Raw genomic sequence first — 23369 nt, 5'->3', positions numbered from 1 at the left:
GTCCTGAAAGCGGGATCGCTTCCGTGACAAGAAATCGCTCCAGGATCAATGTCTTGAGCATATCCCTCGTCCGGCCCCTAAATCCGGCGCATTATTACGACAGAGCCGCAAACCGTTAAATCGTCAGTACGTCCTATTGTCACTGTGTCCTATTGAATATCCCACCTAATCCGGATCGGATTTTTTGACAGGGTATGTTTTATGTATTGATTCTGGAGATGTTCATGACCCGCGAGAGCGATCTAACGCATGATTCTCGTGGCGAGCCCGAGACGCAATGCATCTTGAGCATCGATCCATGTCATATCGCGGGGTTTGGTTTGGTCGATAAGCTTTCGAAGGGCTGGAGCGCTTGCACCTTGCGTTCCCATCAAGTAGGCGATGCGTCGATTTACTTCTCGGTCCGGCTTGAAGTTTCCATAATACGAAGAGTGAAATCCGATCCGCGAACGTTTCGATATTTCTCGATTTTTCCCGGCCGCAAACATTAGTGCGCAGATTGATGCGCAAGAAGCGCCGCCTGCAACGCGCGTGTCGGCCTTCGAATTGCGGATGGTGTCGCTTATATCGGCGCCCGCGAGTACGTGGCCACCCGGTGAATTCAGGGAATAGACAATCTTGTCGCCGGGCTTGCGCAATAGGCCGTCAAACCCTTTTACCTCTTGCGCCATGACCTTTGTTACGCGGCCGCGAATGTCGAGCAGCAGCGTCCTTTTGCAGTCTTTGGTCACCACAGTTGCCCGAATTCGGGAATACGCTGCGACATAGCGATCCACGCTATCCTTGCAGATGTTTGAGGTGGAGGTCAGCGCGAACTTCGGGGGATCGGACGTTTCCGCCATGTGAGCAGGACTGCAGGCCGCAATCCAAGCCCCTGCAATGCCGAGCTGCAAGAGCCTGACGACCCCAACCGAACCGGATACCCTTACGTTGCTTTTTCTCCGATTCGATCGAAGAAAGTTGCAATACACGGGTAAACGAGGCGCTGTTTTGATCATTCGCAGGTATCCCGCATTGGTACTTGCGGAATATTGACCCAGAGTCAGTTGAAAATATGTGAAAAGCAGAAGGGTATATTTAATACAATAATTATTTGAATGTGATGCCGGCTGGTTGCCTTTGCTGTCACGCTCCATTCAAGATGTGTGCCTGTCTAATCTTTCTGGATATTCCTGCAATCCGGATGCCGAGCGACAATACGGCAGTGCCAGGTCGTCATCGACCAATGCCAAGGCGACGACAATCACATCCGCCTACCAAGGTTTCAATATGTGCGCACTTATACCGGAGACAATCTAGGGTCTGTTGAGATTCAGGATTTGGAGCGTGGTATAAGCGAAAATCGTTCAGCTTCAGAAGCAGGGCCGCAGGAAGGATCGCCCCCTTTCAAGGTCCTGCGACGCAAAGATGGGCGATTTTCGCCATATCCCGAATCAGCCGAACCGAAATCATCCCGATTTCGGTTCGAGAAGTTGATCGTAAATTTATAGCGGAGCAACATGTCTGCGCCTTCCAGGCGCAGGTTGCTCCGTGGACGCGGCGAATTTCGGCCCTTGCCCTTCGGGCGTTCGGCTCGCGAAACGTCCACCGGACGTTTCGTCGGGCAAGCCCGATAAACGAGGCCTCACCGTTGAAGAGCCCTTGTGGTGGAATACACCACGGCGGTCTCTTGGCCTGTTCAGATCCGAAATCCGTCACGCGCAGAGCCTGTCCTCGGGCTTGCCAGAGGCAAGACCCGGGGGCTCGAAACCTGATTCTCAACAGACCCTAGAGAAAACCGGAAATCCGCCGCAGACCGAGGGGTATTACATTTAGCAAAACCATAACAACCGACGAAACGAGCGGCCGTTTTTGCTGCCGTTCGCAAGTGTATATTGGCCGGATATTCTATGGAATAGGGATATTACAGGCATAAGTGATTGAATATAATTGAAAAAATTGGCACGCCCAAGGGGACTCGAACCCCTGTTTCCGCCGTGAAAGGGCGGCGTCCTAGACCGCTAGACGATGGGCGCGCGGTCGACGTCGTTGCGACGTGGGCGCGTTATAGGGATGTTTGCGCAGGCGGGCAAGGGGGAAATCGTAGTTATATCCACAGGCTTGAGTTTGGCAGGCGCGGCACCGGTGTGGGGTGCCGCGCGCGCGTCATATTCAGGAGGCCTTACCAGCTGCCCGTGTTTTCCATGGACGCCCATGGTTCCTGTTTCGGCAGCGCCTCGCCCTTCTGCAGGAGTTCGATGGAGATACCGTCCGGGGAGCGAACGAATGCCATGCGCCCGTCACGCGGCGGGCGGTTTATCGTAACGCCCGCGTTTTGCAGAGACTCGCAAAGCTCGTAGATGTTGTCGCACTCATAGGCGAGGTGGCCGAAATTACGCCCGCCCTGATAGTCTTCCGTGTCCCAGTTATAGGTGAGTTCCACAAGCGGCGCCTTGTTTTCCAGCGCTGCTGCCTTGTCTTCCGGAGCGGCCAGGAAAATCAGCGTAAACCGTCCGGCTTCGCTTTCAGTTCGCCGGACCTCGGTAAGGCCGAGTTTGTTGCAATAAAAGTCGAGAGATTCGTCAATGTCCTTCACACGGACCATTGTATGGAGATAGCGCATGGTTTTCCTCATTGCTTTGAGTGGAAATTGAAATCCGGTTCGGGGTTCACAATATGGCGGCGATCACAAACATCAATGAGGCATCTGACCTGCTCCGCGCCTGCGTGGAGCGCGCGCGGAGAGGTGTCGGCTTTACAGGGGCAGGAATCTCGACGGATTCGGGTATTCCCGACTTTCGCTCCCCTGGAGGGATATGGGAGCATTACCGACCGATCGAATTCGACGAGTTTCTGGAATCCGAGGAGGTGAGGCTTGAGGACTGGCGCCGGCGTTTCGATATGATCGATACGATCCGCAATGCCGAGCCGAACGCCGGTCATATTGTTCTGACGAGATTGGTTCGGGAAAAGAGATTTTCACTCGTAATCACTCAGAATATCGATGGTCTGCATCATAAAGCGGGGCTGTCGCATGAAAATCTCGTCGAGCTGCATGGCAACGGAACATATGCCGCCTGCCTTGACTGCGGCCGGCGCCATGAATTTGACGATTTGCGATCGACATTCGCGGCCGGGTGTGCGCCGCGGTGTGCGGACTGTGGCGGCTTGGTCAAGGCTGCGGTGGTCAGTTTCGGTCAGGCGATGCCGGAGGCGGAGTTGGCCCGTGCCGCAGAAGAGACAGAATCCTGTGATCTTTTCGTGGTTCTTGGATCGTCCTTGCAGGTTCAACCGGCGGCGAGCCTGCCGATCCTCGCCAAACGGGCGGGAGCGCGCCTCATTATCGTAAATCGCGAGGCAACTCCGATAGATGATCTTGCCGACGTCGTAATTCGAACTTCCATCGCGGAGGTTTGCGAATCGCTGATTTGAGGTCACAATAGTCGCGACGAAAACGGAAAGTTTTCAACGACTGTAAAAATTATGTCTGTAGACGCCGCCATGGAGTGTTATGCTTATTATAGGGAATCGGTCGAAAGCGGATTGATTCACCGTTCTAAGTACATCGTGGCGGTCAAGACGACGGAGACAGGGTATCATGGGGGCGAAAACAGCAACTCAGCCGCGTCCCATTGACGTTTCGGGAGAAGATCCTTCGCTTGACGTCTCTGTAGTTGCGGGCGCCATCAAATGGTTCGATGTCGCCAAAGGTTACGGCTTCATCGTTCCCGATAATGGCGTCGGAGATATATTGCTCCATGTGACCTGTCTCAGGCAGGATGGATTTCAGACCGCTTACGAAGGTGCGCGCGTCGTCTGCGAAGTGGTTGAGCGTTCGCGCGGCCTGCAGGCGTTCCGCATCCTGTCGATGGATGAATCCACGGCAGTCCATCCTTCGCAGCTTCCTCCTTCCAGAACCCACGTCCAGGTCACACCTGAAAGTGGGTTGGAGCGGGCGGAAGTCAAGTGGTTCAATCGGGTCAAGGGTTTCGGCTTCCTCACTCAGGGGGAGGGAACGGAAGACATCTTCGTCCATATGGAAACGCTCCGGCGGTTCGGAATTACCGAATTGCGGCCGGGACAAACCGTGCTCGTCAGGTTCGGTAACGGCCCGAAAGGGCGGATGGCGGCTGAAATCCGGCCGGCAGGTGACGGCGCGCATATTCCCTCATCTCATTGAAGTCTGCATCTCGACCACTAAAGTATTGTTATAATTTATCTTTGCGCCCGGTAGATAGACGGGACGCGCCTGCCGCTGACGAGGTGTCCTGCTTCTCGAAAGTTTCGCCTGGCGAATGTCCTTTCGGCTTGCAATCCGCCTTGACGAACGGCAGCGGACGGCCAAGTCTGGACCGGAACATTCAGACACTGGTGACGCATGACGCCTTCGACCTTGATATCGATATACCGCACTACCCGCCTGAAATTGGTTCTGGCGGCTTTGACAATCTTCGTGATCTTCGGTCCGGCCGCAGCGGATTTGGCACGGGAAACCCTTATCGTCGAAACCGCTCGGGGAAGCAGCCACAGGTTCGAAGTCGAGATCGCCAACACTCCGGAGGCGCGCGGGCAGGGGCTGATGTTCCGCAAAACGCTTGCCGATGACGCGGGAATGCTGTTCGATTTCGGCGAAGAGCGCCCGGTTTTCTTCTGGATGAAGAACACTTATGTCCCGCTGGACATGATCTTCGCGGATTCAGCTGGAGTAATCGTTCGCATCGCGAAAGATACGACGCCTCTCTCGCTTGCTGTCGTGCCTTCCAATGCGCCGACCCGTTTCGTGCTCGAGGTGCCTTCGGGCACGTCGGACAGGCTCGGCATCGACGAAGGCGACCTGCTGAAAAGCCCGACAATTAATACCGCCGGCGACTGATGTCGCCGGATTGAAAGCCGAGAAACCTTCGCACCGGAGGGCGTCTCGATTATCAAATCAGCCTCTGAAGCAGGAATTGGGCGTGACTTGATCGCAAGTCGGTGTCAGGCTTGTTTCGGGTGCATGCAAAGAAGGGGGCGGAATAGTCAGCAACCTCGAAGGAGGCGGCTATGAAGCATACTTCACTCGACGACCTGAAGGTCGTGTCCACAGTCCGTGCCGATCCGCAGACGGGCGAACTTTCCCGCAACGAGCGCCTGGAGCGTTGGGCCAAGTTGCTGGAGCGGGCGCCAGACAGAAGACTGGCGACGCTGCGAGGCACCGAATACGAACCGCCAGACGTGCGCCACGGAATGCGAGCGTCAGGTTCCGCGATTTCGGTTGCATTCGAAGATCCGGTTCTGCGCCGGCAAGGCCTGAAAAGCGATACCTACGGCGATGCCAAAGAGTTCTTCAATCTGGACGACTGGCAACTGCACGGTATCGTCTGCTACTGCCACTTCGGCGCATCGATGTCGGCGGAAACGGCTGCGCGCTGCGTGCGCGCGACGATCAGCCAGCCGACAGGGCCCGGCATTTTCGAAAGACTGGCCCGGATGCTGATCAGATCCACGCGCTAGGTAACGGACCCATAATTAAGGAGCTGATCGCCGGATGTAGCCCTTTTGAGCCGGCCGCACTGTGATTGATTGCTCGAAAAGGACGCAAGCCAATCATTCGGCCGGCATATTTTTGCCAAGTCCATGGCATCGACGTCTTCCTTCAGGCTTCGCACTTGACGGGACAGGACAAACCCCGCTACATCGCGAAGCTCAATGTTCGGGGTATAGCGCAGCCTGGTAGCGCATCTGCTTTGGGAGCAGAGGGTCGCAAGTTCGAATCTTGCTGCCCCGACCATTTTTTCAATGACTTGGCCATTGTTGCTAAACCTTTGCCAGATGCCCTGTGAGAGTCCTGTGAGGGCAGGGTCTCGCCCTTGCCCTTGTCGAGCCGCCGACGGCATGCACGAATCCGCGAAGAGAAATCGACAGGGGCCGAAAAAGGTTATTCGGCGGCCGGCTTCAATTCCTTTTGGTTCCTTCGAGGCGTCAGCCGAATCGACGCAAATTCACCACCCGGCGGGGATAAAATTTTCGGGGAAACGGGGATAAGTCTCGCGCGAGGAGGCCGGCGCCGCTTGGCGGGTTGTTCGCCGCTCGCTTGAAATAGGAAAATTATCCCCGTCCACTCCGCGTGGCCCTATTCTCGTACCTGATCTTCACGGAGAGGGACGGATGACCACGCGATCGTTTTCGATACCCGAACTTGCCGCAGCCCAGGCGCAAAAGCACGTAACCGTCAACGAGGCGCTTCGCGTCATCGACGCGGCGATGAACCTCGTCGTGGCTTCGCGGGCAGTGACCGATCCGCCCATCGAGCCGGGCGAGGGCGAAAAATACATTCCCGCAAACCCGGCGACCGGCATCTGGTCGAGCCACGAAAACGAGATCGCGGCCTTCGTCAACGGCCAGTGGCGTTTCTTTTCGCCCGAGGTCGGCTGGCGGGCCTTCGACCAGGCGACGGCCAAACTCGCGATCTGGGACGGCGCCGATTGGACCGACTTCGCGGGCGGCGGAACGCAACCGCTGCTTGGCATCAACACGGTTGCCGACGCGACGAACAGGCTTGCGGTCAAATCCGATGCCGTGCTCTTCAGCCATGACGACGTGACACCCGGAACGGGCGACATGCGTTTCGTCATCAACAAGGCGGCGGTCGGCAACACGGCCTCGCTTCTCTTCCAGACCGGCTATTCCGGCCGCGGCGAGGTGGGGCTTGCCGGCTCGGACGCGCTGGAACTGAAGGCGTCGGCCGATGGGGCGACCTTTGACGACGTCCTGACGCTCGATCCCGTGTCCCACACGCTGAGGTTTACGCTCGACGGTTCGGAGCGTGCGCGCGTCTCCGCCGAGGGCTATTTCGGCATCGGCACGTCTTCGCCGCTGGAGCGGCTTCACGTCAACGGCACGGCGCGGATGTCCGAGATCTGGACCGAGCAGGGCATTGCGATCGGAGGAGACAATACGCCGGCCGACTTCTGGGGCTCCGGCGGCAACGCGGCGCTGTTTTTCAACAAGGGATTTTTGGGAACGAACGGCTCGTTCGCGACGAGCCTGTTTTCGAACGGGCACCGGAACAACGCCGGCTCATTCACCTTTTTGGGTGTTGCGGGCATCACCGACACGGCGAGCGGCATCGACCTGTACCCGGACGGTGCAATCTGGTTCCGGGGTGGGGCCGCGGTCGGCACGACGATCTTGCCGCGCATGATAATCGACGCGAGCGGCAATGTCGGCATCGCGACGACGAGCCCATCCGACACTTTGAGCGTGAATGGCACCGTTGGTATATCCGGCGGAACGACAAACATCGTCCTGAGCCTGGAGTCGACCGACGGACGGTGCGGGCTTGCGCTTTCCGACGTTTCGACGACCGGCCCGTTCCAGGTCCTCATCGAGGCGCTTGGCGACGACATGATCCTGAGCGCGGGCGGAGCCGCTCGTTTGACGCTGGGCAGCAACGGCAGCCTGACGGCCGGCGGCGTTTACACCATGACCACGGCTTCCGCCGCCAATGTCAATGTCGCGTCCGACGGCCTGCTGCGGCGTTCCACATCGTCCGCGAAATACAAGGACGATATTCGGGAGATGACTGCTCCCGAGCGCGACGTGCTGAAGGCCCTTCGCCCGGTCTCCTACCTTTCGACCTGCGAGGGCGACGACCCGAAGCGCCGGCACTTCGGCCTTATCGCCGAAGAGGTGTTCGAGGCGGCTCCTTCGCTGGTTCACCTCGGCGCGGACGGATCGCCGGAAGGCGTGATGTACGACCGCATCGTGCCGCATCTGATCGCCGGCCAACAAACCCACGAAACCAGCATCGCCGAACTCCGCGGGCGTGTGGAGGCTCTCGAAGCCGCCTGAAGGTTCAAGAGCGCTCGCGCGATCGCGGCGAAATTGCGTCGTAAACACTCACTTCCATCAAAGGATAATCGCCCCATGAAATTCATCGAGCTGAAGAAACTCGGCAGCGATCTCGACGACCTCAACCGCCGTCTTCAGACAGGCGAAATCACGCAGGGCCAGGCCGAGGCCGAACTGACGGAAAAGGGCGCGCCCGCCGATTACCGGGTGTTGATCGGTGCGATGGTCAACCGCGTCGATCCGCAAAAGGGGATCGACTACGGCCAGATGAAACGCCGGTTCCGGATATCCGATGCCCTCGAGGCGGCCAAGGACGGCGTTCTGGCGCTGGAAGACGAAGACCACCGTCTGCTCGCCGACCTTGCCCAGACGCACCCCTGGGGCATGGTCGACCGCAATCTTGCGCGTCTGGTGGAAGATATTCGCAAAGCGCCGGCTGAACTTCCGGTTCGGCGGTAGGGGGGCGTGCGCGTTACCGGGATTCGCTGAACAAATCGTGCCGGCAGGCTTCAAGCGTTGCCTGAAGGATGCGAAGGCCGAGCCTCAAACCCTCCGCCTCGACATCCATCGGTATGCCTTCCGTCACGGTTCCCTTCGCGCGCGTCATCAACGTTTGACTGAGCTGTTCGAACCAGATGCGCGCATCCTCGCCTTTCGTATCCACGCCTTCTTCAATGGCCTTGCGCAGGGCCGGCTGCAAGACGGTAACGATTGCGGCCCAATGCTGGGGCGTCATGTCTTTCGGGAATTCGATATGCCAGTTCATGATGCGCGGAAGGCCGTTCATGCGGTGGAAAGGGAAACGCGGCCCGAACAAGCCGCAATCGAGAAGACGAATCCTGTTTGTGTCACAATTCCTAGCGGATTCGCACGCATGATTGGGCGCACAACCGGATTTATCCGTTGTTGCATTCCGCTCCTTGCAGGAATTGGCCATGCGCCATTGACAGGGCGGATTTGCGGAGAAATAAACGAGCGACAAGCGCCCCGTTGCGGGTGCCGTGTTTTTGGATGAACTGACGGGATCGAACACGAGATGGTTGCACGGATCTACCGCCCGGCGAAGACGGCCATGCAGTCTGGCAAGGGCAAGACGCACCTGTGGGTGCTCGATTTCGAGCCGGAGCAGCCGCGCTCGATCGAACCCTTGATGGGCTACACGTCTTCTTCCGACATGAAGCAGCAGATCCGCCTTCGTTTCGAAACGAAGGACGAGGCCATCGCCTACGCCAAGCGCAATGGAATTCCCTATCGCGTGGAAGAGGCGCAGGACCGCAGGATCCCGAAGATCGCCTATTCGGACAATTTCAAATACGACCGCTACATGCCCTGGACGCACTGAGCGTCCTTGATCGTGGATGCCGCGCGCCAACGGCGGATGCGCGGCAGTTCGCTTTTGCGCAAAACGGCCCCGTAGCTCAGTTGGATAGAGCACCGGCCTTCTAAGCCGATGGTCGCAGGTTCGAATCCTGCCGGGGTCGCCAATCATTTCGGTCCATACTCGTCACATGGGTTACGCGCCGGTCTTGAGCCTGGCATTGGACCCTCGAACCATGCTTGAAGTAATATGACCGCCCGTGCTCGAAGAGGAGCGGTCAAATGTCGGATCATGTTTACAAGCTGGTCGATCTGGTCGGGACATCCCCCAAAAGCATCGAGGATGCGATCAACAACGCAATTGCCCGCGCCGACGAAACGATCCGCAATCTTCGATGGTACGAAGTCGTTCAAATCCGCGGCCATGTGGAAGGCGGCAAGACGGATCACTATCAGGTGGTCCTGAAGGCGGCTTTTACGCTGGAATCCGCCGGCTGAACGAACAGCGGCCGGTCAGGCGTGCGCCTGAGGCAACCCGGTCCGTGATATTTCGCAGATTCAATCGGCGTCCGTACAGCTTTTCATTGCCGTTTTCCGCCTTTGCGGGAGAGCGAGTTCAACCGCGTTCCATGTCGATAGGTACGGTGAGGCCCGCCTTCACCGTATCCATGACGATGTTCGTCTGGAATTTGCGGATTTCCGCGTTTCCGAAGAAATATTCCCGTGTGAACTCCTCATAGTCCTTTATGTCCCGAACGGTGAGAATGAGGATGAAATCGGCACTTCCCGTCGTGTAGTAGCACTGCTGGACGGTGGGCGAGGAGCGCATACGCCGCTTGAAGGCATCGAGAACGGCGAGATTTTCACGCTCCAGCGTCACTTCCGCGATGATCGTCATGGAAAGGCCGATGCGCTCCGGTGCGATCACGGCGATATCCGCGCAGATCGTGCCATTGTCGCGCAATCGCTTCAGCCGCTTTTGAACCGCTGCCGGCGACAGGCCCACAGCCTCGCCGATCTTTTCGCTCGAAAGGCGATTGTCGGTCTGGACGAGGGCGAGAATCGAACGGTCGAAATCATCCATTTGTCCTGCTCCTGAAAACTGCGGTTTGTACAAATTCGAGGTTATTCCGAAAATCCTCAGGATTGTGGCAAATATCGACGCAATGCCTCGTATGGCCCATGGAATGCGATGAGTTTCATCGCATCATGCTGCTATTTTGGTTTCAAACAGTCCATCGATTTGTTGAGGTGAGGTTCCATGAGACAGGCATTGGCGTCCGACAAGTACGCGTTCGAGGCTGGGCGCATCGAGCATTTCCAGGCCAAACCGGTGTTCGGGGGATTGGAAGAGAAAATCCTCACCGGGCGAGATTACGACCGGGCGCGGAGCGAAATCACCGCGTGGGAAGGATACCGCCCGACGCCGCTTCATTCGCTGGACGCTCTTGCGGGAACGTGCGGGCTAGGCTCGATCCTTTACAAGGACGAGGGTTCGCGCTTCGGCCTTGGAAGCTTCAAGGCGCTCGGCGGGGCCTATGCCGCCTGCCGCCTGCTGGCACGCGAAGTCGGCCGGAAACTCGGCAAGCCCGTAACACTGGAAGACATTCGCCTGCGGCGCTACGCGGATGAGGCGAGCGCGGTGACGCTTGTTTCAGCGACGGACGGCAACCACGGGCGTTCGCTTTCCTGGGGCGCGCAGCAATTCGGCGCGCGCTGCGTGATCTATATCCACGCGGAGGTGAGCGAAGGCAGGGCAGAGGCCATGCGCAATCTCGGCGCGGAAATTGTCCGTATCAGCGGCGATTATGACGATTCCGTCGCTCAGGCCCGTGCGGATGCTGAAAAGAACGGCTGGTTCGTCGTCTCCGACACGTCCTGGGAAGGCTACACGGAGCCGCCGCGCGACGTGATGGCCGGATATGGCGTCATGTTCGACGAGATCGCGGCGGAAATGCCCGAGCCGCCGACGCATGTTCTGCTGCAGGGCGGGGTTGGCGGGCTTGCGGCCTCCGCGCTTGCACGCTTTCGCCAGCTTTGGGGCGAAAGGGCACCGCGCGGCATCGTCGTGGAGCCGGACCTCGCGCCATGTCTGCTCGAAAGTGCGAAGGCGGGCGCGGCAAAGGTGGTGACGATCGAGAGCGAAACGCTGATGGCCGGGCTTTCCTGCGGCGAACCTTCCGCGCTCGGCTGGCCGATCCTTGCCGATCTCGCCTCGGACTTCCTGGCGATTTCCGATGACCATGTCGCCCCGGCGATGCGCCTTCTGGCAAGGCCTTCGGGCGATGATCCGGCGGTTGAAGCGGGGGAATCCGGCGTGGCCGGTATCGCCGCGCTCATCGCGGCGTGCAAGGATGAGGGCTTGATGGCGGCACTCGGGCTCGATGAAAACTCCCGCGTGCTGGCGATAGGCACTGAAGGCATTACCGATCAGGCGATCTACGACCGTCTCGTCGGCGGGGAGGCAATATAATGAGCGGCAAGGCACCCGAACGGGGCTTTCCGACAAGCGAATACGAACGCCGCCTTGCGCGGGCCCAAGGCGCGATGGCCGAAGCGGGATTTGCCGCCCTTTTGCTGACGACAGAGCCGGAGGTGCGCTACTTCTCGGGCTATCTGACGCAGTTCTGGCAAAGCCCGACGCGGCCATGGTTCCTCGTCGTGCCGGCAAGCGGAAAGCCGATTGCCGTGATCCCGGAAATCGGCGCGCCGCTCATGCGCAAGACGTGGCTTGACGACATCCGAACCTGGGCCTCGCCGCACCCGAGCGACGATGGCGTGACGCTGCTGACGGACTGTCTGCGCGAGGTGACGGGCGAGGGGGCTATCGGCACGCCGATGGGGCAGGAAAGCCACCTGCGGATGCCGCTTCGGGATTTCCGGCGTCTTACGGAGGCTCTCGGGCAGGAGAGATTCCGCGATGCATCGCCGATGATCCGCAAGCTCAGGATGGTGAAATCCGAAGCCGAGATCGAGAAGATCGCACATATCTGCGGGATAGCGTCTTCCGCGTTCGAGGCAGGGGCTGAGCTTTTCCACGAAGGGCAGTCGCTGTCCGACGCATTCCGCGCGTTCAAGAGGAAATGCCTGGAGCTTGGCGCGGATGACGTGCCTTATCTCGTCGGTGGCGCGGGGCAGGGCGGCTATGACGATGTCATCTCGCCGCCGTCCGAAACGCCCCTTGAGCGCGGTGATGTGCTGATGCTGGATACAGGCGCGGTGTTCGACGGATATTTCTGCGATTTCGACCGGAATTACGGGATTGGGGAAGCCGATGATGCCGCGAAGCGGGCTCATGACGTGCTTTACCGGGCTGTCGAGGCGGGCTTTGCCGCGGCACGCCCCGGTGCGACCTGCCGCGACCTCTACAACGCCATGCGCGGCGTGATCGCGGAAGCGGGCGGGGCGGACGGCGATGTCGGCCGGCTTGGCCACGGGCTCGGCATGCAACTGACCGAATGGCCGTCGCTGACGGATTTCGACGAAACGGTGCTTGAGCCGGGTATGGTGCTGACGCTGGAACCCGCGACCCGGACGGTCGGAAGCCGTATCATGGTGCATGAGGAAAACATCGTCGTGCGCGAAGACGGAGCGCAGCTGCTGACGCGCCGCACGCCGCGCGAACTGCCGGTGCTGACGGCGGGATAATCCGGGGAAATGCGATGAAGCTTGGCTATGAAACCGACGATGGACTGGGCACGCGGGCCTCGCTCGGACTTGTCGTGCTGCAGGCGGACGAGACCATCGAGGCCGAGTTTCGCCGGTTCCTGGATATCGACGGCGTGTCGCTTGCCACGAGCCGAATCCCGAGCGGGCGCGACGTCACGCCCGACACGCTGAAGCAGATGGAGCTTGATTTGCCGGCGGCGGTGGACCTTCTTCCGCCGACCGTCCGTTTCGATGCGATCGGCTATGCCTGCACGTCCGGTGCAGCGGTGATCGGCGAAACAAGGGTCGCCGAGATCATCCGCGAAATCCGGCCGGGTGCTGCGGTGAGCGACCCGGTGACGGCGGTGCGTGACGCCTGCCGCGCGCTCTCCATCACGCGGCTTGGTTTCGTCACGCCCTATGTGGCGGAGGTTTCCGCCGCGATCCGCGCGAAACTGGAGGTGGAGGGAGTGTCTATCGCCGGCTTCGGCTCTTTCGAGCAGAGCGAGGAGGGGATCGTGGCGCGCATCAAGCCGCCCTCCACGCTGCGGGCGATCCTGGCAGTTGCCGAACTGGAGCCCTGCGACGCGGTGTTCGTATCCTGCACGAACCTGCGCGTCGCCGGCATCCTCGAGGAAGCGGAGGCACTTACGGGAAAGCCCGTGATCTCATCCAATCAGGCGCTTGCCTGGCACATGCTGCGCAAGGCGGGGATCGCGGACGCGCGGGACGGCTTCGGCGAATTGTTCCGCCGGCAGCTTCGGTAAGGCGCGAGAGACGCTTCAGCGGTAATGCAGGATGCGGCCGATGACGTTCATCAGAAGCTGGGCGGCGAGCGTCGTCGTCGAGCCGGTCGGGTCGTAATCGGGCGCGACCTCCACAAGGTCCAGCCCGACGATCTTGCCGCGTTTCGCAAGCCCGTCCAGGAACTCCAGCATCTCGTAATAGTAAAAGCCGCCGTGGCTCGGCGTGCCGGTGCCGGGCGCGATCGACGGATCGAAACCATCGATATCGATGGTCACGTAGTAGCGCGCGCCTTCGGGAACGCGCGCAAGCGTGCCATCGACACCCAACTTGCGGAACTGGCGCACCGACAGGATATCGGAGCCGTAGCGCCGCGCATCGTCGTAACCCTCCTTCGCGGTCGACGAGACATTGCGGATACCGAGTTGCGTGAGGCCAGTGACATAAGGCTTTTCCGCAGCGCGGCGCATCGGATTGCCATGGCCGTAGCGCACGCCGTGACGCTCATCCACGAAATCGAGATGAGCATCGATCTGCACGATGTGGATCGGCTCCACGCCGTCAAAGGCGTTGATGCAGGGAATGTTGACCGAATGATCGCCGCCGAGCACGACGGGCAGTGCATTTGCCGCCAGGATCTTGCGCACGCCATACTCGATGTTGGCGTGGCTTTTCATCGTGTCGGTGTGGACGATGTCGGCATCGCCAAGGTCGACGATGCGTGTCGTTTCCGCCGGCAGATAGGTGACGTCGTCCTCATGGTCGTAGGCGCCGGCATGACCGAAGGAAAAGAGTGTCGATGCTTCGCGGATGCCGCGCGGGCCGAAGCGCGCACCGGACCGCCACTGCGTGCCAAGGTCGAACGGCGCGCCGAGCACCGCGACATCGGCATCGATCTTGTCCCAATCCTCGACGTAAGGATTCTTGCCGAAGGTGCAGATGCCGACGAAGGGAAGGTTCAGACGTCCGCTTTCATGCTGATGTGCCATGCGCGGTCTCCGTTCGCGAAACGAAAGTGATTGAAATCCAAGCCTACCAACAGGGAGGCCGGTCAAGGGAGAAAAGATTTCAAATCGCTAATGATCCAGGGATTCCCGGGCAAGCATCAGCAGATACTGTCCGTATCCGTTCTTTCCAAGGGTTTCCCCCATTCGCTCAAGATCATCCTGCGAAACCCAACCATTCAGGAAGGCGATCTCTTCGGGCACGGCGATGCGATATCCCTGCCGTTTTTCGACGGTCTGAACGAATGACGCGGCTTCCACGAGGCTGTCGTGAGTGCCGGTGTCGAACCATGCATAGCCGCGACCGAGCAGTTCGACGTTCAGGCCGCCGCATTCGAGGTATCGGGCGTTGATGTCGGAGATTTCCAGTTCGCCGCGCGAACTGGGGCGGATTTCCCGAGCGATGTCGACCACGTCGCGATCGTAAAAATAGATTCCCGTGACCGCCCAGGGCGATCTCGGTTTTCGCGGCTTTTCCTCAATCGAGACGGGGCGTCCGGCCTCATCCATTTCCACGATACCGAAACGCTGCGGGTCGACGACCTTGTAGCCGAATATGGTCGCGCCTTCGCTGCGCGAGGCCGCTGCCTTCAACTTATCCGTCAGGCCGTGGCCGTAGAAGATATTGTCGCCGAGCACCATGGCGCAGGCATCGCCCGCGATGAAGTTCCGGCCGATCAAAAACGCCTGGGCCAAGCCTGCCGGGCTTGGTTGCTCGGCATAGGCAAGGTGGATGCCCCATTGGCTGCCGTCGCCCAGGAGATGGCGGAACGCTTGTGAATCCTGCGGTGTGGTGATGACGAGAATATCGCGGATACCCGCCAGCATGAGCGTGCTCAGCGGATAATAGATCATCGGCTTATCGTAGACGGGCAGAAGCTGTTTGGAGACCGAATAGGTGATGGGATAAAGCCGCGTGCCGGACCCGCCCGCGAGGATGATGCCTTTCATTCGCACGCCCCTTCACCTTTGCGATCTATGACGTGTTCCGGTCTCGGGAGAATGTGTCGAGCATTCCGGCGAGCGACGATCTCCAGGGCCGCGCGCGAAGGCCATAGGCGGCCTCGATCTTCGAGCATTCGAGAGCGGAGTTTTGCGGCCGGGGAGCCTTTGCCGGAAAATCCGTTGTAGCAATCGCCTCCAACCGGGGCGCCTTCATGCCGAAGGCATTCGACAGTCGAAAGATTTCCCGCGCGAATTCGTACCAACTCGTTTGCCCCGCGCCTGCATAGTGGAAGAGACCGAACCCATCCTGGGGAGGGTTTCCGTCTACATGGCGGCGGCAAATGGACAATATCGCGGCGGCAAGGTCGCCCGTATATGTCGGGCAGCCGGTCTGGTCGGAGACGATGCGCAGGACATCGCGCTCCTTTCCAAGGCGTAGCATCGTCTTGACGAAATTCCCGCCGTGAAGCCCGTAAAGCCAGGATGTGCGGAGGATCACGTGGCGCGCGCAAGTCGATTGCACCGCCGTTTCGCCGGCAAGCTTGCTTTCGCCATAGACGTTGATCGGGGACGTTTCGTCCGTTTCGGCGTAGGGCAATGATTTCGAACCATCGAAAACATAGTCCGTGGAAATGTGAACGAGCGTTGCGCCGGTTTTTTCGGCGGCTTCGGCGAGATTGGCGGGGCCATCGCTGTTAACCGCGAATGCGGTTTGCCGGTCGGCTTCGGCGTCATCGACGGCGGTATAGGCGGCAGCGTTTATGATGACCCTGGGACGAACCGCAGAGACGGCGTCAAGAACGGCTTCCCGTTCGCTCACGTCAAGTTCGTGATGGGCGAGGGCAGTCAGTTCAAGAGCGCTATCTCCAGCTTGCCGGGCGATCTCCACGCCCAACTGCCCGCCGGCTCCGGTGAGCAAGATATCCATCGTCAGCGGCCCGCGGCGGCTTCGCGCGGCATTGTTCCGGCGGAAAGTCCCAAACGCGCGCCCGAATAACGGCCGGAGCGGATCGACTTCCACCAGTCGCGGTTATCGAGATACCAGGTAACCGTCTTCTCAAGCCCTTCCTCAAAACTATGGCGGGGGCTCCATCCAAGCTTCGCGCCAATCCTGGAGATATCCATCGCGTAGCGAGCGTCATGGCCCGGACGATCGGCTACGAAGGCGATCAGTTCGCGGCGTGGGCGGGCAGTCGGAATGGATTGGTCGAGCAGTTCGCAAATCTCGCGAACCACATCGATGTTGGTGCGTTCGGCTTCGCCGCCGATATTATAAACCTCGCCCGGCTGTCCCTTGTTGAGGACCTGCCACAAGGCATCCGCATGATCCTCGACGAACAGCCAGTCACGCACGTTTTCGCCCTTGCCATAGACGGGCAGCGGCTTTCCCTCCAGCCCGTTCAGGACCATGAGGGGAATGAGCTTTTCCGGAAACTGACGCGGGCCGTAGTTGTTGGAGCAGTTGGTGATAAGCGTCGGCAGGCCATAGGTGTGGTGCCAGGCACGGACCAGATGATCCGCTGCCGCTTTGGAGGCCGAATAGGGCGAGTTTGGAGCATAAGGCGTGGTTTCGCGGAATGCGCCGTCAGGCCCGAGAGAACCGTAGACCTCATCCGTCGAGACGTGATGAAAGCGGAATGCGCCCTTGCGTGACGCCGGCAATCCGCTCCAGTAGTGGCGTGCGGCTTCAAGCAGGCAGCTGGTGCCGACGATATTGGTATCGACGAAGGCTTTCGGGCCGTCGATAGAGCGGTCCACATGGCTTTCGGCGGCCAGATGGATCACGGCATCCGGCATCTCGGCCTCGAAGAGATCCGCCATCGCCTCGCCGTCGCGGATATCGGCATGAACGAACAAATGACGGGGATGATTCATCACCGGGGCGAGGGACGAAAGGTTTGCGGCATAGGTCAGGCTGTCCACGGTGACGACGTCGACACCTTCCTCAAGAACCAGCTTGAGTACGAGCGCGGATCCGATGAAGCCTGCCCCGCCGGTGACGATGACCTTCATGGGGCTTCGGCTCCTTCGTAGCGAAAGACCCCGGGCAGATCTTTCAGCCGTGGTTGGCGGCGGTCCTTTTCGGAAACCATCGCGGTGTGCTCGTCGATCCTCCAGTCGATGCCGAGATCGGGGTCGTTCCATAGGACGCCTTTGTCGTGCTCGGGCGAAAAATAGTCGGACACCTTGTAGAGAACCTCCGTATCCGGCTCCAGCGTCAAAAGCCCGTGCGCAAAGCCGATTGGCACAAGGATCTGGTTCCAATCCTTGGCCGAGATAACGGCGGAGACGTGACGGCCGAATGTGGGCGAGCCGACGCGAAGGTCTACGGCGACATCGAGGATCGATCCGCGCACGACCCGCACGAGCTTGGCCTGGGAAAAGGGCGGTATCTGGAAATGGAGGCCGCGAATGGTGCCTTTTTCCGATGAAAAGGCGTGGTTGTCCTGCACGAAATCGATATCGATACCGCAATCGTGAAGCGCGCGCTTGTTGTAGGTTTCGGAAAAGAAACCTCGATCGTCACCGTGCCTCGCGGGCCGGACGATCTTCACGGAAGGTATTTCCAGCGAAAGTAGATCGAGCATATGCACGCTCTTTTCGGATCGCTTCACAGGCCGGGTTCGCTCGGCAAATCCAAAGTGCCGGCACGGTCTTTTATCGATGCATGGATTATGAAATACAAGGTAAAAACCAAATATATATTTATATTACTATAATATTTCGAAAGTTGAAATTTCAAGCGATGACCAATTCCAAAATAATATTTTCATCAAGCTTCGAAGCGGGGGATTTGCGCGATGCTTCAAGACCGGGTGCATCGTTATCGTGGCGCCGGACGAACCAAGGCTGAAAGACTGCCCTTGCGGCAGTTATAGGCAGGTCTGCGAGCGGATAACCATCCCTGCAAAAAGCGGGGACGTATAAGCGGACCCTTTCGGGTATTGAGATAGCAAAAGGTTGTGAATTGCCATTCGCGAACGGGCGGCCGCACGATGAACGCCGGGGTGCGATATGCTAGGGAAGAATGGCCTTTGGGGGTGTCGTCAATTGTTCCGTGGATTTCCCGCGACCGCGAAGGGGCTTCTCCTTTCAGGGAAGGGGTGTCGCCTTCAATTGGGGCCGGATAAAAATTCCGTCTCCTTCGTTCGTAAAGATTGTAAGCAGGGTCTGTGCGGCTGAGTATCCCGACACATGTGGCGTCGAACGCCGAAAGCCAACAGATATAGGGTAATTTTTGATCGAAGTTCAGAACGCGATGTTGTCTCGATACAAGAAAGTAATATTCGTCCTTCCGGAGATTGCCTCAGTCGAGAACATCGAAGACGATTTCTACAGAATGCTGTACTTTGCCGGCGCGGCGGATGGGCCCGACACGGGCTACGTTCTGTTTTCCGACGTATTCCGGGAGATTCCAGAGCTCGATTGCTCTTCATATCTGGACCGACAGGTCATCCAGGTGCGACGGAAGCTGGAAAAGCGAGTTCACATATTCAAGACGGGCCAGATAGCCGAAACGGTTAAGGGTTTCGGTGGCGAAAAGGTGCTCTGGTTCTGGGATGAGAAGTCCAGGCTCGACGAGTACCGAAGCCTGGCAACCGAACGCGACACACTGTCCGTTCGGGCCGATCATCGTGCGGTGCAGCACGCCGCCAGCCTGTGCCTGAAATTTTCATCCAATGACGGAAAAGGGACGGCGGAGCAGCTGAAGCTTTCGAGGGAGCGTTTCGAGAAGCTCCGCGCTTCGATCGATACCGACGACATCTACATATTCGGCACCGGGGCATCCCTGAGCTCGGTCGATTTCGACCTGTTGGAAGAAGGCGAGTTCATCGCCACCAACAGCATGATCAGGAACCGCGAGGTGCTCGAGAAGATGGCGCCGCGCATAATCGTCGCCTCGGATCCGATTTTTCACGCAGGACCGTCCACCTATGCCGCCAGGTTTCGGCAGGATCTGATCGATGCGATGCGCACCTACGGCTCCTGTTACGTATTCCCCATGCGAGACTATGGCGCGTATCTCACGTATCTGCCGGAGGATCTCCACGAAAAGCTCATCCCCGTGCCGATCAGCAATTCGCACGGGATGAACCTTCGCTTTCCGGAAGACTTCTGCGTTGGCGCCACTTCGAACGTGATGACGTTGTTTCTGCTGCCGCTCGCGGCTTCGCTTGGAAAGCGGATCACGCTTGCCGGCTTCGATGGCCGCCCGATTGGAAACAACGAATATTTCTGGTCCCATTCAAAGGACTTCCAGTACGATGCGGAGATGGACGAAATACAGGATGCCCATCCTGCGTTTTTCAGCATCGACTATGACGAATACTACGAGGTGCATTGCCAAACCCTGAAGGCATACCTCCGCGAAATCGAGAATGCCGGCATCGAGGTTTCGAGCATTGCCGATTCCTTCATTCCGGCGATCAAGGGGCGCTATGTCGCGCGCGCTGGCGAGGTGGCACCCTCATCCGCAAGGCCGCTGGTGAGCATCATAATGCCGGCCTTCAACGTTGAAGAGGGTGTCCGGTCCACGATCGAGACGATACGCTCTCAATCGCTGAAGGACTTCGAGATTATTTGCATCGACGATGGTTCGACAGACCGTACCCTTGAGATCATCAGGGAATTGTCGAGGAAGGATGCAAGAATAAAGGTTGTCGAGGGGCCGCGTCAGGGGGTGTCGGGCGCCCGCAATGCCGGACTGGAGCGGGCCAGAGGCAAGTATATCTGCTTTGCGGATGCCGACGACCCCATGCCGGCGGAATCCCTGTCCGTCCGGGTCGCCGGTCTCGAGCAGGCCGAGGTCGGCAGCATCTGCTTCGGCCGAACCGAAATCATCGGCGACGACGGCCGGGAACTGGGTATCCAGTTCGGCGCACGCTCCGAGATCGGTTTCGAGGGGATGTTCGACAGCCGCTTTCACCTGAATTCCGTGATCGGCCCCGCCCACATCATGAAGATGGAGCGTTTTCCGGCCGGTGTGCAATATGGCGAAGACTGGCTCTATCTGGCCAGGCTGATGCGGCATGGCGTCAAGGCGGTGCCTGTCGAGCAGGTCGTTGCGGCCTATCGCTGGCATTTCAACTCGGCGACGGGCTCGGCGTTCAGGCGGCACTCGATGGGTCTTCTGGAGGTTCTCGACATGCTCGGCAAGGACGAGCCGTCGAATATCCACCTGCCCTTGAAGTACCGCGTCGGGATCTCCAGCGAGCGTATCTCGGCCGAGAAGCTGCGGCGCCTATGCCTTCTGGCGGTCTACGAAGCGTTCAAGGGGAGGGAGGTGCCGGACCCGAGGCTGGTGGATCAGATCCGGCTTTATTCCAGCCGCGTGACGAAGGTCGAGTTTTCGGTTCGCAGCCTCGAGGCGATCGCGGCTCGCGTATTCCTTCTGCCGGTCGGCACGCGCGAATTGAATTCGGCGATACATGGCCGGCGAGAAGCCTTGATGCGCGTGCAGGATGAACTCTCATCAACCGCCATTTTGGCGACCTTCAGGACCGAAATCTTCAGGCTGCTGGGGCTCGAGATGAAGGCAAACGCACAAAGCAGGGCCAACAGAACAAAAAAAACGCTTGGGAAGACAATGCATCGCTGCTTGTTGCATTTACATCGTGCGACGCGCGACAAGCCGCTCGTATCCGGAATATCGAACGAACTCGCGCGGCTTTATGACCGCCATTTGGCATGAACTCCATCCAACCGACAGATACGGGTTCCGGACCGTGGGAACCGGGCGCGGAGGCCGGCAACCAGCCGTTCCGCAACCTGTCGGTCGTGGTGCCGATAGGATTTGTCTATCGTCCTGCGGGAATTTTGAGACGGCTGCGGCGGCTGATCGATTCGAGGCTGTTTGACGGGGCGGAGCTCATAGTGTCGGTCGCGGTGAGGAACAGGTTCGGAGATCGGCTGTTCAGCTCGTTGGCCCGGCGAATTTCCAAAGCCTGCCGCGTCATCTTCGTGGAAGAAAGCGGAGCCGAAATCTCCATCGCGCGGCTCAGACACGAGGGGGCCAGAGCCGCTTCGCGAGACCTGCTCCTGTTTTACGATGTCGACCTGATCTGTTCTCAATCTGTCGTTGAAAAAGCGATCACGTATCTGAAAGGGAACCGCAACCCGTTCGTCATAATTCCCTCAATCTATACCAGAAAAAAGGCACTATCGGCCGGAGTGTCGGCGGGCGACGGGCCTGTGGATCAAGTTTGGAAGGGGCTTCTCGCAAAGCGCAGATACGATTTGATCTATCATGTCGCCATGTACACTTCGACGATATTGATAGAGCGAAGCAAATATTTTCAATCGGGCGGGTTCGATCCAAATTTTTCTTCTCATGGACTTGAAGACCTGGAATATATATGCCGGCTTTGCATTCGGGAAAAAGTGTTTGAGTTGAGTGATGTTGAAGAATTTCTCAAAGACGGAAAGGCTGTCTCTCCATTATTTACCGAAGGTTTTCGAAAATATTTAAATATTATTACAATTCCGGTTTGGCTTGAGGGTATTTTTACTGTTCATTTGTGGCATTCTCGCCCGAAACGGACGCGTTATTTCAAGGAAAGAAAGCGGAATTACGGTATTTTCTCTTCTAACATAAAGGAAGAGTATTATAAAAACTTATCAAGAGAAGAAAAATATCAATTTAAACGAGAATATCTTGAATCATATTATGAATCTCCGCTAGCGGAAATAGAAAAAATTCTCAATTCCTACGGGGAAAAACTTGCAAATCAGGGAGTATTATTTCTTGACAATCCGGCAGATTTATATCGAAACCGAATTGAGAGATTTGTCATTGACGTATTGCGCCGATTGGACAAGAAAGTCTCTGATTGAGTCCTGTCAATAGTCAGGTGACCGCATCGTTGCGTCAGGTCTTGAAGCGAAAGTGGCAGACATTTCAGAAATGAGCCAACCCCCTAAAGTTTCAGTCATAATTCGTAGCCTCAACGAGGAATTGCACATCGGCAAGCTGCTGATCGGGCTGGAGCAGCAGGATTTTCGCGACTTCGAAGTGATTCTGGTGGATTCCGGGTCGAGCGACCGGACGGTCGAAATCGCCGAGAAATTCGGTGTCAGGATCGTGGAGATCGCAAAATCCGAATTTTCCTTCGGCCGTTCGCTCAACCTGGGCTGCGCTGCTGCCCGAGGCGAGATTTTGCTCGCCGCAAGCGCTCATGTCTATCCAACGCGCCGGGACTGGATCTCCAGGATCATCGAACCGTTTTCCGATCCGCATGTTGTGCTGAGCTATGGACGGCAGGTCGGCAACGATGCGACCAAATTTTCCGAGCACCAGATATTCAAGGCGTGGTTCGGCGAGGAATCCACGAACAGGCAGCGCTCTCACTTTTGCAACAACGCCAACTGTGCGGTCCGGCGGTCCGCCTGGCTCCAGCACAGGTATGACGAGACCCTGACGGGCCTTGAAGATCTCGCGTGGGCCAAGGAAATGCAGAAGACAGGCGGCCGGCTTGCATATGTTGCGGACGCCGAAATCGTTCATGTGCATGACGAAACGTATGCCGGCATTCGCAACCGATATCGCCGCGAGGCGATAGCGATGAAGCATATAGAGCCGACGATCCGTTTTGGCGCAGGCGAACTCGTCACCGCCTCAGTGAGAAATATTGCCTCCGACGCGATTGAGGCCTTCCGGCAGGGCCGGCTTTCGCGAGAAGCGGCAAGCATCCTGCTTTTCCGGCTCAACCAATTCTGGGGAACATATGTCGGTCACCGCCAGGGCGGTGAAGTGAGCGAAGCCCTGAAGGAGCGGTTTTACTACCCCGCAGCACAATCGAATTCCTCGAAAGAGGCATCCGATGACGGTGCCGGGGAAGACCGCGCACTCGAAATCGACTATGCGGCACTGCTTGGCGCCCAGGGCGGCTCGAAGTAGGT

23 protein-coding genes and 3 tRNA genes are annotated in these 23369 nt (G+C 58.4%); 16 read left to right on the top strand and 10 right to left on the bottom strand.

The features are described 5' to 3' along the window. Positions 1-242 precede the first annotated feature (242 nt). From GR183_RS20070 to gloA, 3 genes are all read right to left on the bottom strand, one after another. Entirely contained in the window at positions 243-1136 is an 894-nt protein-coding gene (locus GR183_RS20070; protein ID WP_208999926.1) for a COG3904 family protein, read from the bottom strand. Between the two features lie 803 nt (positions 1137-1939). Next, a tRNA-Glu gene (locus GR183_RS20065) sits at positions 1940-2015 on the bottom strand. 146 nt (positions 2016-2161) lie between these two features. Further along, positions 2162-2602, bottom strand: a complete 441-nt coding sequence (gene gloA / locus GR183_RS20060) for a lactoylglutathione lyase (protein WP_160777446.1) — start codon at positions 2600-2602, stop codon at positions 2162-2164. A gap of 53 nt (positions 2603-2655) precedes the next feature. Here gloA and GR183_RS20055 point away from each other — a divergent pair, with 53 nt between their 5' ends. The 7 genes from GR183_RS20055 to GR183_RS20025 all read left to right on the top strand — a co-directional run bounded on the left by GR183_RS20055 (position 2656) and on the right by GR183_RS20025 (position 8271). After that, a complete protein-coding gene (locus tag GR183_RS20055) occupies positions 2656-3411 on the top strand; it encodes an SIR2 family NAD-dependent protein deacylase (protein WP_160777445.1) in 756 nt (251 codons plus the stop codon). A 166-nt stretch (positions 3412-3577) separates the two neighbouring features. After that, positions 3578-4159: a cold-shock protein gene (locus tag GR183_RS20050; RefSeq protein WP_160777444.1), complete on the top strand. Its 582-nt coding sequence runs from the start codon at positions 3578-3580 to the stop codon at positions 4157-4159. A 198-nt stretch (positions 4160-4357) separates the two neighbouring features. Further along, entirely contained in the window at positions 4358-4852 is a 495-nt protein-coding gene (locus GR183_RS20045; RefSeq protein WP_160777443.1) for a DUF192 domain-containing protein, read from the top strand. A 170-nt stretch (positions 4853-5022) separates the two neighbouring features. Next, complete coding sequence (locus GR183_RS20040; RefSeq protein WP_160777442.1) at positions 5023-5472, top strand: hypothetical protein; 450 nt, start codon at positions 5023-5025, stop codon at positions 5470-5472. Positions 5473-5672: 200 nt separating this feature from the next. Beyond that, positions 5673-5749: transfer RNA gene (locus GR183_RS20035), tRNA-Pro, on the top strand. A gap of 377 nt (positions 5750-6126) precedes the next feature. After that, positions 6127-7812, top strand: coding sequence for a DUF2793 domain-containing protein (locus tag GR183_RS20030; RefSeq protein WP_160777441.1), 1686 nt, complete (start codon positions 6127-6129; stop codon positions 7810-7812). A 75-nt stretch (positions 7813-7887) separates the two neighbouring features. Continuing rightward, on the top strand, positions 7888-8271 hold the full coding sequence (locus GR183_RS20025; protein ID WP_160777440.1) for a hypothetical protein: 384 nt from the start codon (positions 7888-7890) through the stop codon (positions 8269-8271). 13 nt (positions 8272-8284) lie between these two features. Here the strand turns inward: GR183_RS20025 and GR183_RS20020 are convergent, their stop codons facing one another. Further along, positions 8285-8578 (bottom strand): hypothetical protein, encoded by a 294-nt coding sequence (locus GR183_RS20020; protein WP_160777439.1) that lies wholly within the window; start codon positions 8576-8578, stop codon positions 8285-8287. Positions 8579-8848: 270 nt separating this feature from the next. Between GR183_RS20020 and GR183_RS20015 the strand changes: the two genes are divergently transcribed. From GR183_RS20015 to GR183_RS20005, 3 genes are all read left to right on the top strand, one after another. Continuing rightward, positions 8849-9154: an ETC complex I subunit gene (locus GR183_RS20015; RefSeq protein WP_160777438.1), complete on the top strand. Its 306-nt coding sequence runs from the start codon at positions 8849-8851 to the stop codon at positions 9152-9154. A gap of 65 nt (positions 9155-9219) precedes the next feature. Continuing rightward, a tRNA-Arg gene (locus GR183_RS20010) sits at positions 9220-9296 on the top strand. A gap of 115 nt (positions 9297-9411) precedes the next feature. Beyond that, positions 9412-9627 (top strand): dodecin, encoded by a 216-nt coding sequence (locus GR183_RS20005; RefSeq protein WP_160777437.1) that lies wholly within the window; start codon positions 9412-9414, stop codon positions 9625-9627. A 118-nt stretch (positions 9628-9745) separates the two neighbouring features. Here the strand turns inward: GR183_RS20005 and GR183_RS20000 are convergent, their stop codons facing one another. Further along, complete coding sequence (locus GR183_RS20000) at positions 9746-10213, bottom strand: Lrp/AsnC family transcriptional regulator (RefSeq protein ID WP_160777436.1); 468 nt, start codon at positions 10211-10213, stop codon at positions 9746-9748. Positions 10214-10390: 177 nt separating this feature from the next. Here GR183_RS20000 and GR183_RS19995 point away from each other — a divergent pair, with 177 nt between their 5' ends. Genes GR183_RS19995 through GR183_RS19985 form a run of 3 tightly spaced genes read left to right on the top strand, consistent with a single transcriptional unit; the run spans position 10391 to position 13544 of the window. Continuing rightward, entirely contained in the window at positions 10391-11602 is a 1212-nt protein-coding gene (locus GR183_RS19995) for a diaminopropionate ammonia-lyase (protein WP_160777435.1), read from the top strand. Beyond that, entirely contained in the window at positions 11602-12777 is a 1176-nt protein-coding gene (locus tag GR183_RS19990; RefSeq protein ID WP_160777434.1) for a M24 family metallopeptidase, read from the top strand. Before GR183_RS19995 ends, GR183_RS19990 begins: the two co-directional genes overlap by 1 nt. Before the next feature lie 14 nt (positions 12778-12791). After that, complete coding sequence (locus tag GR183_RS19985; RefSeq protein WP_160777433.1) at positions 12792-13544, top strand: maleate cis-trans isomerase family protein; 753 nt, start codon at positions 12792-12794, stop codon at positions 13542-13544. A gap of 15 nt (positions 13545-13559) precedes the next feature. Here the strand turns inward: GR183_RS19985 and speB are convergent, their stop codons facing one another. The 5 genes from speB to rfbC form a co-directional block, all read right to left on the bottom strand. After that, positions 13560-14510, bottom strand: coding sequence for an agmatinase (gene speB, locus GR183_RS19980; protein ID WP_160777432.1), 951 nt, complete (start codon positions 14508-14510; stop codon positions 13560-13562). Positions 14511-14597: 87 nt separating this feature from the next. Next, positions 14598-15476, bottom strand: a complete 879-nt coding sequence (gene rfbA / locus GR183_RS19975; RefSeq protein ID WP_160777431.1) for a glucose-1-phosphate thymidylyltransferase RfbA — start codon at positions 15474-15476, stop codon at positions 14598-14600. Between the two features lie 25 nt (positions 15477-15501). Further along, a complete protein-coding gene (rfbD, locus tag GR183_RS19970; RefSeq protein WP_160777430.1) occupies positions 15502-16398 on the bottom strand; it encodes a dTDP-4-dehydrorhamnose reductase in 897 nt (298 codons plus the stop codon). 2 nt (positions 16399-16400) lie between these two features. Further along, a complete protein-coding gene (gene rfbB, locus GR183_RS19965; RefSeq protein ID WP_160777429.1) occupies positions 16401-17483 on the bottom strand; it encodes a dTDP-glucose 4,6-dehydratase in 1083 nt (360 codons plus the stop codon). Then, on the bottom strand, positions 17480-18058 hold the full coding sequence (gene rfbC, locus GR183_RS19960; RefSeq protein ID WP_160777428.1) for a dTDP-4-dehydrorhamnose 3,5-epimerase: 579 nt from the start codon (positions 18056-18058) through the stop codon (positions 17480-17482). The genes rfbB and rfbC overlap by 4 nt, the downstream gene beginning before the upstream one ends. A gap of 752 nt (positions 18059-18810) precedes the next feature. On the opposite strand from rfbC, the gene GR183_RS19955 reads away from it, so the two are divergent. From GR183_RS19955 to GR183_RS19945, 3 genes are all read left to right on the top strand, one after another. Next, the gene (locus GR183_RS19955) at positions 18811-21162 is read left to right on the top strand and encodes a glycosyltransferase family 2 protein (protein WP_160777427.1); all 2352 of its coding nucleotides are present in this window, start codon (positions 18811-18813) and stop codon (positions 21160-21162) included. Then, the gene (locus GR183_RS19950; protein WP_160777426.1) at positions 21159-22304 is read left to right on the top strand and encodes a hypothetical protein; all 1146 of its coding nucleotides are present in this window, start codon (positions 21159-21161) and stop codon (positions 22302-22304) included. Before GR183_RS19955 ends, GR183_RS19950 begins: the two co-directional genes overlap by 4 nt. 70 nt (positions 22305-22374) lie before the next feature. After that, on the top strand, positions 22375-23367 hold the full coding sequence (locus tag GR183_RS19945; protein WP_160777425.1) for a glycosyltransferase family 2 protein: 993 nt from the start codon (positions 22375-22377) through the stop codon (positions 23365-23367). Positions 23368-23369: the final 2 nt, after the last annotated feature.

Source organism: Stappia sediminis, assembly GCF_009826895.1.
GTDB lineage: Bacteria > Pseudomonadota > Alphaproteobacteria > Rhizobiales > Stappiaceae > Hongsoonwoonella > Hongsoonwoonella sediminis.
Note: the sequence above shows the minus strand (reverse complement) of the source record. Positions and strands in the feature narration are given on the sequence as shown.

Coding starts and splice junctions, on each gene's coding strand:
- GR183_RS19995 (WP_160777435.1), top strand. CDS start 10,391: ATGAGACAGGCATTGGCGTCCGACAAGTACGCGTTCGAGGCTGGGCGC.
- GR183_RS20005 (WP_160777437.1), top strand. CDS start 9,412: ATGTCGGATCATGTTTACAAGCTGGTCGATCTGGTCGGGACATCCCCC.
- rfbA (WP_160777431.1), bottom strand. CDS start 15,476: ATGAAAGGCATCATCCTCGCGGGCGGGTCCGGCACGCGGCTTTATCCC.
- GR183_RS19990 (WP_160777434.1), top strand. CDS start 11,602: ATGAGCGGCAAGGCACCCGAACGGGGCTTTCCGACAAGCGAATACGAA.
- speB (WP_160777432.1), bottom strand. CDS start 14,510: ATGGCACATCAGCATGAAAGCGGACGTCTGAACCTTCCCTTCGTCGGC.
- GR183_RS19955 (WP_160777427.1), top strand. CDS start 18,811: ATGCTGTACTTTGCCGGCGCGGCGGATGGGCCCGACACGGGCTACGTT.
- GR183_RS20025 (WP_160777440.1), top strand. CDS start 7,888: ATGAAATTCATCGAGCTGAAGAAACTCGGCAGCGATCTCGACGACCTC.
- GR183_RS20045 (WP_160777443.1), top strand. CDS start 4,358: ATGACGCCTTCGACCTTGATATCGATATACCGCACTACCCGCCTGAAA.
- gloA (WP_160777446.1), bottom strand. CDS start 2,602: ATGCGCTATCTCCATACAATGGTCCGTGTGAAGGACATTGACGAATCT.
- GR183_RS19950 (WP_160777426.1), top strand. CDS start 21,159: ATGAACTCCATCCAACCGACAGATACGGGTTCCGGACCGTGGGAACCG.
- GR183_RS20070 (WP_208999926.1), bottom strand. CDS start 1,136: ATGGAGCGTGACAGCAAAGGCAACCAGCCGGCATCACATTCAAATAAT.
- GR183_RS20000 (WP_160777436.1), bottom strand. CDS start 10,213: ATGGATGATTTCGACCGTTCGATTCTCGCCCTCGTCCAGACCGACAAT.
- rfbB (WP_160777429.1), bottom strand. CDS start 17,483: ATGAAGGTCATCGTCACCGGCGGGGCAGGCTTCATCGGATCCGCGCTC.
- GR183_RS19985 (WP_160777433.1), top strand. CDS start 12,792: ATGAAGCTTGGCTATGAAACCGACGATGGACTGGGCACGCGGGCCTCG.
- GR183_RS20040 (WP_160777442.1), top strand. CDS start 5,023: ATGAAGCATACTTCACTCGACGACCTGAAGGTCGTGTCCACAGTCCGT.
- rfbD (WP_160777430.1), bottom strand. CDS start 16,398: ATGGATATCTTGCTCACCGGAGCCGGCGGGCAGTTGGGCGTGGAGATC.
- rfbC (WP_160777428.1), bottom strand. CDS start 18,058: ATGCTCGATCTACTTTCGCTGGAAATACCTTCCGTGAAGATCGTCCGG.
- GR183_RS20055 (WP_160777445.1), top strand. CDS start 2,656: ATGGCGGCGATCACAAACATCAATGAGGCATCTGACCTGCTCCGCGCC.
- GR183_RS20030 (WP_160777441.1), top strand. CDS start 6,127: ATGACCACGCGATCGTTTTCGATACCCGAACTTGCCGCAGCCCAGGCG.
- GR183_RS20020 (WP_160777439.1), bottom strand. CDS start 8,578: ATGAACTGGCATATCGAATTCCCGAAAGACATGACGCCCCAGCATTGG.
- GR183_RS20050 (WP_160777444.1), top strand. CDS start 3,578: ATGGGGGCGAAAACAGCAACTCAGCCGCGTCCCATTGACGTTTCGGGA.
- GR183_RS19945 (WP_160777425.1), top strand. CDS start 22,375: ATGAGCCAACCCCCTAAAGTTTCAGTCATAATTCGTAGCCTCAACGAG.
- GR183_RS20015 (WP_160777438.1), top strand. CDS start 8,849: ATGGTTGCACGGATCTACCGCCCGGCGAAGACGGCCATGCAGTCTGGC.